Below are 6736 nucleotides of genomic sequence, written 5' to 3'. Positions count from 1 at the left end.
CAACCACCACCGCAACCACTCAGCCATCGGCAAGATCCCACCCATCAACAGATTGAACAACCTGCCTGGGCACTACAGCTAGGCGAGCGAGAATCGACCGCCAGGAGCCTCGCTACAGGTCGTCGACCGGGCGCGCGAGGAGCGCGACGCGGACGGTGCCGTCCTTGGTCTCCTGCTCGGCGAGCTGGCGGAACCCCAGGTGCTCGTGGAACGCGATCGAGCGCGCGTTGTGCGGGCGCACGTTGACCTCGGCGGTGACCTCGGTCGCTCCGCGCTCGCGGGCCCGCTCGAACACCGACTCGTACATCGCGCGGCCCACGCCCGTGCCGCGCGCCCCCGCGCCCACCACGATCCGGTCGATGTACTGGTGACGCACGCCGCGCGCCTCGAACCAGCGGTAGTTCTCCGACTGGTACGGCTGGCCCGATCCCAGGCTCAGCAGGAACGCGATCACGCGGCCGTCACGATCGGAGGCGACGAGCGTGACGTCGCACCAGCCGATCAGCGCCCGCAGCTCGTCCTCCGTGAGCTCGTTCACCGCCGGGTGGGCGGCGGAATTGAGCGCGAGAACGTCAGGCACATCGGAATCGCGCATGACGCGGAGGCGGAGATACTGCATGGCGCCATTGTGCCTGGTCCATGTCACGGATGCGTGTCAGAAATGCGTCGTGTCGGTGTCCTATCAGGGGCGAAGCGGTTCACGGCAGCAGGAGCACCTTGCCGGTGGTGCGGCGGCTCTGCAGGGCCTCGTGGGCCGATGCGGCGGAGGCGAGCGGGAAGGTCTCGCCGATGCGCACGTCGAGTTCGCCGGTGGCGACGGCCGCGAACAGGTCGCCCGCGCGCCAGGCGCGCTCCTCGTCGGTACGCAGGTAGTGCCCCATCGACGGGCGCGTGAGGAACAGCGAGCCGGCGCGGTTGAGCCGCTGCAGGTTGAAGTCCGGCACCTGGCCCGACGCCCCGCCGAAGAGCACCATCGTGCCGCGAACCGCGAGCGACGCGAGAGATCCGTCGAAGGTCGACGCGCCCACGCCGTCGTAGACCACGTCGACGCCGGCGCCGTTCGTCAGGTCCCGCACCGCGGCCGGAAGCTCGGCGGCCATGTCCCGGAAGCGCTCGTAACGGATCACCTCGGACGCGCCGGCCGCGCGCGACAGCTGCTCCTTCTCGTCGCTCGACACGGTCGAGATCACGCGCGCGCCGCGCGCGCGAGCCAGCTGAGTGAGCAGCAGCCCGACCCCTCCCGCGCCCGCGTGGACCAGCGCCACGTGGCCGGCGTGCAGCGTGAACGTCGACGCGCTCAGGTAGTGGGCGGTGAGCCCCTGCAGCATGAGCGCGGCGGCCGTCTCGAGCGGCACGCCCTCGGGCACATGGAAGCAGTCGTCCCGAGACAGCCGCACGCGCTCGGCGTACGAGCCCGCCGCCGACGCCCACGCCACACGGTCGCCGGGCCGCGCCCAGTCCACCTCAGACCCGGCCTCGACCACGGTGCCGGCGCCCTCGAGCCCCGGGGTGAAAGGGAAGTCGATGGGGTAGATGCCCGAGCGCTGGTACGTGTCGATGTAGTTGACTCCGCACGCGGCGACCTGCACGAGCACCTCGTGCGCGCCCGGCGCCGCATCGGGCACCTCTGTCAGCGCCATGACCTGCGGACCGCCGGGGTTCGGTGCCACGATGGATCTCATGCGTCCATCGTGGCACGGGCGGTTCTCGCCCTCCACTGCAGCGCCACGCGCGCCATCCCTGGTAGCACGGACATCACGGCGCGCGCCGAGCGGCGCCGACGGTCGGCCCCAGGTCATTCGAAGGCATGTATAGTTATGCACATGAGCATTTCAGTAGCGGTCTCTGGAGCATCGGGATACGTGGGAGGTGAAGTCCTCCGCGTGTTCAGCGAGCACCCCGACGTGGAGTTCGGGGCGCTGGCCGCGCACTCGTCTGCGGGCGACGCCCTTGGCGTCCACCAGCCGCACCTGCGCACGCTCGCGGACCGCACCATCGTCGAGACCAGCGCCGAGACCCTCGCCGGTCACGACGTCGTGGTGCTCGCGCTCCCGCACGGCGCCTCGGGCGAGATCGCGGCGCAGCTGCCGCCGGAGACGCTCGTGATCGACTGCGGCGCGGACCACCGGCTCGCGAGCTCCGCGGACTGGGCCGAGTACTACGGCGGCGAGCACTCCGGCACCTGGCCGTACGGCATGCCGGAGCTCATCACCGCGGACGGCCACCAGCGCGACCGGCTCGCGGGCGTCAAGCGCATCGCGGTGCCCGGCTGCAACGTCACGGCCGTCACGCTCGGGCTGCAGCCCGGCGTGGCTGCGGGCGTCGTGGACCCCACGGACGTCGTCGCGGTGCTCGCCAACGGGTACTCGGGCGCGGGCAAGAAGCTCGCGACCAACCTGCTCGCCTCGGAGGGCCTGGGCGCCGCCTCGGCCTATGGCGTCGGGGGAGTGCACCGCCACATCCCGGAGATCGTCCAGAACCTGGGCGTCGCGGGCGCGGATGACGTCAGGATCAGCTTCACGCCCACGCTGGTGCCCATGGCTCGCGGCATTCTCGCGACCATCACCGCCCCGATCGCGCCCGGCGTCACGGCGGGCGAGGTGCGCGAGGCCTGGGAGAGCGCGTACGCGGACGAGCCGTTCGTGCACCTGCTGCCCGAGGGACAGTGGCCCACCACGGCGGCGACGCTGGGTGCCAACACGTGCCTAGTGCAGGTCGCCGTGGACCGCAAGGCGGGTCGCGTGGTGGTCGTGTCCGCGATCGACAACCTCGTGAAGGGCACCGCGGGTCAGGCCCTCCAGTCGATGAACCTCGCGCTCGGGCTGCCCGAGACCACCGGTCTCCAGGTGCTGGGGGTGGCCCCGTGAGCGTCACCGCTGCCCAGGGATTCGTCGCGACCGGCGTCGCGGCCGGCATCAAGTCCACCGGCGCCAAGGACGTCGCTCTCGTCGTCAACGAGGGTCCGTCGAAGGTCGCGGCCGGAGTCTTCACCACCAACCGCATCGAGGCGGCTCCCGTCACCTGGTCGCGCGAGGTGGTCGCGGACGGCCGAGCTGACGCCGTGATCCTCAACTCCGGCGGCGCCAACGCGTGCACGGGGCCCGAGGGCTTCGCGGACACCCACCGCACCGCCGAGCACATCTCCGAGGCTCTTCAGGCCGCGGGGCGCGACGTCGCCGCAGGTGACGTCGTCGTCTGCTCGACCGGGCTGATCGGCGTGCGCCTCCCCATGGACACGCTTCTCGCTGGGGCCGATGCGGCCATCGCCGGGCTCTCCGGCGACGGTGGCGACGCGGCCGCCGAGGGCATCATGACCACGGACTCGGTGCCCAAGAAGGCCGTGGCGGGACGCGACGGCTGGACCGTGGGCGGCATGGCCAAGGGCGCCGGGATGCTCGCGCCGGGCATGGCCACCATGCTGTGCGTGGTCACGACCGACGCCCAGGTGGACGCGTCGACCGCCAAGGCGGCCCTTGCATCGGCCGTCGCCCAGACCCTCAACCGGGTCGACTCCGACGGCTGCATGTCCACCAACGACACGGTCCTGCTGATGGCGTCCGGCGCCAGCGGCGCCGCGCCCGACCCGAGCGCGTTCGAGGCCGAGCTCACGGCGGTGCTCGCAAGCCTGTCGCGCCAGCTGGTCGCTGACGCCGAGGGCGCCGGGCACGACATCGCCGTGACCGTCGAGAACGCGACCACGGAGGCCGCCGCGGAGGCCGTCGCGCGCGCGATCACCCGCTCGAACCTGTTCAAGACCGCGATCTTCGGCAACGACCCCAACTGGGGTCGGATCATCTCTGCGGCCGGCACGGTGCCGGAGGACGTCGCGCCCTACGACGCGACCACCATCGACGTCGTGGTCAACGGCGTTCAGGTGTGCCGCAACGCGGGCGTGGGCGATGACCGCGACCTCGTCGACCTCTCCGGCCGCGAGGTGCAGGTGATCGTCGACCTCAAGGCCGGCGACGCGGCCGCCACCGTCTGGACCAATGACCTCACCCACGACTACGTCCACGAGAACAGCGCGTACTCCTCATGACTCATGACATCGACTATCCCGACCTGACCCCCGCCCAGAAGGTGGGCGTCCTCATCGACGCCATGCCGTGGATCGAGAACTTCACGGGCGCCACCGTCGTCATCAAGTACGGCGGCAACGCCATGATCGACGAGTCCCTGAAGGCCGCCTTCGCCCAGGACGTGGTGCACCTGCGCCTGCTGGGCCTGCACCCCGTCGTCGTGCACGGCGGCGGCCCGCAGATCTCGGACATGCTGAACAAGCTGGGCATCGAGTCCGAGTTCAAGGGCGGGCTGCGCGTCACGACCCCCGAGGCGATGGACGTGGTGCGGATGGTGCTGACCGGCTCCGTGTCGCGCGAGCTGGTGGGCCTCATCAACGACCACGGCCCGCTCGCCGTGGGGCTCTCGGGCGAGGACGCGGGCCTGCTGCAGGCCAAGCGCCGCCACGCCGAGATCGACGGCAAGCAGGTCGACGTGGGCCAGGTGGGCGACGTCATCAAGGTCAACCCCGCCGCGATCGAGGACATCATCTCCGCCGGCCGCATCCCCGTGGTCAGCACGGTCGCGCCGGACATCGAGGACCCCACCACGGTGCTCAATGTCAACGCGGACACCGCCGCGGCAGCCATCGCTGTCGCGCTCCGCGCCCGCAAGCTCGTGATGCTCACCGACGTCGAGGGCCTCTACGCCAACTGGCCGGACCGCGACTCCCTGGTGCGACGCATCCACGCGACCGATGTCGAGAAGCTCCTGCCGTCGCTCGCCTCGGGCATGGTGCCCAAGATGGAGGCGTGCCTGCGCGCCGTCCGCGGCGGCGTGCCCCAGGCGCACATCATCGACGGCCGCGAGCGGCACTCGGTGCTCACCGAGATCTTCACCACGTCCGGCATCGGCACGATGGTCCGGCCCGACGACGTGGACCTGTGGGCATGAGCGGACTGTCCGAGCACGGCGAGGCCGGCCTCGAGAAGGGCCGGGTCGAGACGCAGCGCTACGAGCACGCGCTCATGTGCACGTACGGGACGCCGATGCGCGCGCTGGTGCGCGGCGAGGGCTCGCACGTGTGGGACGCGGACGGCAACCGCTACCTGGACCTGCTGGGCGGCATCGCCGTCAACGCGCTGGGCCACAACCACCCCGCGTGGGTGGGTGCCCTCACGCAGCAGGCGCAGACTCTCGCGCACGTGTCGAACTTCTTCGCGACGCCGCCGCAGGTCGCGCTCGCCGAGCGGCTGCTGGACCTCGCTCACGCGCCGTCCGGATCACGCGTGTTCTTCTCGAACTCGGGCGCCGAGGCCAACGAGGCCGCGTTCAAGATGGCGCGCAAGACGGGCCGCGGCGCCATCATCGCGCTCGAGGGCGGCTTCCACGGCCGCACCATGGGCGCCTTGGCGATGACTCACAAGCCCGCGATCCGCGAGCAGTTCGCTCCCATGCCGGACGGCGTGGTGTTCGTGCCCGCCGACGACGCCGACGCCCTGCGCGCCGCCGCGACCGCCGCGGGCGACGACCTCGCCGCCATCATCGCCGAGCCCATCCAGGGCGAGGCCGGGGTGGTGCCGCTGAGCCACGCGTACCTCGCGCTCATCCGCGAGCTCACGCACCGCACCGGTGCGCTGTTCATCCTCGACGAGGTGCAGACCGGCGTGGGCCGCACCGGAGCCTGGTTCGCGCACCAGCTGCACGGCATCCAGCCCGACGTCATGACGCTGGCCAAGGGCCTGGGCGGCGGCTTCCCGATCGGCGCCGTGGTCGCGTTCGGCGAGCGCGCCGGCGCGCTGCTGGGCAAGGGCGAGCACGGCACGACGTTCGGCGGCAACCCGCTCGCCGCGGCGACGGCTCTGGCCACGATCCAGGCGATCGAGGACGAGGGCCTGATCGACAACGCCAAGACCGTGGGCGCCCACATCCGCGAGCGGCTGTCGACGGTCCCCGGTGTGGTCGAGGTGCGCGGCGAGGGCCTGCTGCTGGGCATCGGGCTCGCGACGCCCGTGGCGCCCGACGTCGTGCAGGCCGCGCTCGCTGCAGGCTTCATCGTGAACCCGCCCGCCCCGGACACGGTGCGCCTCGTGCCCGCACTGACGCTCACCACCGCGGAGGCCGACACCTTCCTCACGTGGCTCGAGGGCTACCTCGCGACCCACTCGACGAGCGGAGAACAGGCATGACGAGGCACTTCCTGCGCGACGACGACGTCACGCCCGCCGAGCAGCGCGAGATCATCGAGCTCGCTCTCGAGCTGCGCGTGGACCGCTACAAGGTGCAGCCCTTCGTGGGGCCCAAGGCCGTCGCGGTGCTGTTCGACAAGCCCTCGACGCGCACCCGCGTGTCCTTCCAGGCCGGCATCGCCGAGCTGGGCGGGTTCCCGCTGGTGGTCGACGGGGGCAGCTCGCAGATGGGCCGCGGCGAGTCCATCGCGGACACCGCGCGCGTGCTCGAGCGTCAGGTCAGCGCGATCGTGTGGCGCACGTTCGGCCAGGACCGCCTCGAGGAGATGGCCGAGCACTCGTCCGTGCCCGTCGTCAACGCGCTGACGGACGCGTTCCACCCGTGCCAGATCCTCGCGGACCTGGCGGCGGTGGCCGATGCACGGGGAGGGGTGGCGAACCTCGCCGGCCTGGACCTGGCGTACGTGGGCGACGGCGCGAACAACATGGCGCACTCGTACCTGCTCGGCGGCGCGACGGCGGGCATGCACGTGCGCATCGGCACTCCC

The 6736-nt window shown here is 71.6% G+C and carries 6 protein-coding genes and 1 pseudogene; 5 read left to right on the top strand and 2 right to left on the bottom strand.

Annotated elements, in window-relative coordinates; genetic code table 11:
- Nucleotides 1-112 precede the first annotated feature (112 nt).
- Entirely contained in the window at nucleotides 113-619 is a 507-nt protein-coding gene (locus QZ483_RS11810; protein ID WP_297084225.1) for a GNAT family N-acetyltransferase, read from the bottom strand.
- A 79-nt stretch (nucleotides 620-698) separates the two neighbouring features.
- Entirely contained in the window at nucleotides 699-1682 is a 984-nt protein-coding gene (locus tag QZ483_RS11805) for a quinone oxidoreductase (protein ID WP_297084223.1), read from the bottom strand.
- Between the two features lie 141 nt (nucleotides 1683-1823).
- Between QZ483_RS11805 and argC the strand changes: the two genes are divergently transcribed.
- The 5 genes and pseudogenes from argC to QZ483_RS11780 form a co-directional block, all read left to right on the top strand.
- Nucleotides 1824-2867: an N-acetyl-gamma-glutamyl-phosphate reductase gene (gene argC, locus QZ483_RS11800; RefSeq protein WP_297084221.1), complete on the top strand. Its 1044-nt coding sequence runs from the start codon at nucleotides 1824-1826 to the stop codon at nucleotides 2865-2867.
- Nucleotides 2864-4039, top strand: coding sequence for a bifunctional glutamate N-acetyltransferase/amino-acid acetyltransferase ArgJ (gene argJ, locus QZ483_RS11795; RefSeq protein WP_297084219.1), 1176 nt, complete (start codon nucleotides 2864-2866; stop codon nucleotides 4037-4039). Before argC ends, argJ begins: the two co-directional genes overlap by 4 nt.
- Nucleotides 4036-4953: an acetylglutamate kinase gene (gene argB, locus QZ483_RS11790; RefSeq protein WP_297084217.1), complete on the top strand. Its 918-nt coding sequence runs from the start codon at nucleotides 4036-4038 to the stop codon at nucleotides 4951-4953. The genes argJ and argB overlap by 4 nt, the downstream gene beginning before the upstream one ends.
- Complete coding sequence (locus QZ483_RS11785; protein ID WP_297084215.1) at nucleotides 4950-6188, top strand: acetylornithine transaminase; 1239 nt, start codon at nucleotides 4950-4952, stop codon at nucleotides 6186-6188. Before argB ends, QZ483_RS11785 begins: the two co-directional genes overlap by 4 nt.
- Nucleotides 6185-6736: pseudogene (locus QZ483_RS11780) on the top strand (ornithine carbamoyltransferase); the annotation flags it as partial. The gene QZ483_RS11785 and the pseudogene QZ483_RS11780, both read left to right, overlap by 4 nt.

Source organism: uncultured Demequina sp. (genome assembly GCF_913055775.1).
GTDB lineage: Bacteria > Actinomycetota > Actinomycetes > Actinomycetales > Demequinaceae > Demequina.
This window is presented reverse-complemented; position numbering and strand designations above follow the sequence as displayed.

Excerpts from the sequence above, each read along its gene's own strand:
- QZ483_RS11810 (WP_297084225.1), bottom strand. The coding sequence starts at position 619 with ATGCAGTATCTCCGCCTCCGCGTCATGCGCGATTCCGATGTGCCTGAC.
- QZ483_RS11805 (WP_297084223.1), bottom strand. The coding sequence starts at position 1,682 with ATGAGATCCATCGTGGCACCGAACCCCGGCGGTCCGCAGGTCATGGCG.
- argC (WP_297084221.1), top strand. The coding sequence starts at position 1,824 with ATGAGCATTTCAGTAGCGGTCTCTGGAGCATCGGGATACGTGGGAGGT.
- argB (WP_297084217.1), top strand. The coding sequence starts at position 4,036 with ATGACTCATGACATCGACTATCCCGACCTGACCCCCGCCCAGAAGGTG.
- QZ483_RS11785 (WP_297084215.1), top strand. The coding sequence starts at position 4,950 with ATGAGCGGACTGTCCGAGCACGGCGAGGCCGGCCTCGAGAAGGGCCGG.